This is a genomic window from Micromonospora sp. NPDC047812 (assembly GCF_040704175.1).
Taxonomy (GTDB): domain Bacteria; phylum Actinomycetota; class Actinomycetes; order Mycobacteriales; family Micromonosporaceae; genus Micromonospora.
In genome coordinates this window covers 1-1,186 of sequence record NZ_JBEYRY010000043.1, presented here as the reverse complement: position 1 = coordinate 1,186, position 1,186 = coordinate 1, and the positions used below count along the sequence as shown (strand labels likewise).

Genomic DNA, 1,186 nt, shown 5'->3' with positions numbered 1-1,186 from the left:
CCGCATCGGGCAGGTCCCACACCCCGGCCACATGCGCCGCGCTCAACTCACCGATCGAGTGCCCGGCCAGATACTGCGGAACCATCCCCCACGATTCGACCAGCCGGTACAACGCCACCTGCACCGCGAACAGCCCTGCCTGGGTATACATCGTCTGGTCCAGCAGCTGCGACTCACCCGCGACCACCTCCCGCAACGGCCGCTCAAGATGCTGGTCGAAGTATGCGCAGACCTGATCGAACGCTTCAGCGAATACCGGATACGCCTCATACAGGCCCTGGCCCATCCCGAGCCGCTGGCTACCCTGCCCGGAAAACACCACCGCCAGCCGATCAGACCCGACGACCCTGGTCACCACTCCCGGTGCCTGCGCACCCGCGGCCAGCGCCTGCAGCCCACCCAGCAACACCGACCGATCCTGGCCGAGCACCACACCCCGGTGGGTGAACCCCGTCGCCCGGCTGTCCACCAACGCCCGCCCCACCACGACCGGCTCCACCTCGGGCCGATCGGCCACGAACCCCGCCAACCGCCGGGCCTGCGCCCGCAACGCCACCTCGGTCTTGGCCGACAGCACCCACGGCACCACCCCGTCGGCTGGCGCCATCGGCGACTGCTGGCCCGAGCCCGCCGGGTCGGCCGGTGTGCCCTGCGGCGGCTCGAACGATTCGGGCTCCTGCAGGATCTCGAGCGGTTCGGCTTCTTCGAGGATGAGGTGGGCGTTGGTGCCGCTGATCCCGAACGAGGACACCCCGGCTCGTCGTGGTCGGCCGTTGTCCGGCCATGGTGTGGCCTCGGTGAGTAGTTGCACCGATCCGGCTGACCAGTCCACATGTGATGAGGGGGTGTCCACGTGCAGTGTCTTGGGCATCAACCCGTGCCGCATCGCCAGGACCATCTTGATGATTCCGGCGACGCCCGCGGCCGCCTGGGTGTGGCCGATGTTCGACTTCACCGATCCCAACCGCAGCGGTTGGTCCGCGGGCCGGTCCTGGCCGTAAGCGGCGATCAGTGCCTGCGCTTCGATCGGGTCACCCAGTGTGGTGCCGGTGCCGTGCGCCTCGACCACGTCCACGTCGCCTGGCGTCAGTCGCGCGTTGGCCAGGGCCTGACGGATCACCCGCTGCTGCGACGGCCCGTTCGGGGCGCTCAACCCGTTGGAGGCGCCGTCCTGGTTGACCGCGCT

The 1,186-nt window shown here is 69.3% G+C and carries 1 protein-coding gene; it reads right to left on the bottom strand.

Features of this window, described 5'->3' with window-relative positions; translation table 11 throughout:
• Positions 1-1,186 (bottom strand): type I polyketide synthase (locus tag AB0883_RS30785; protein ID WP_366644775.1); only part of this gene is annotated, 1,186 nt, incomplete at both ends.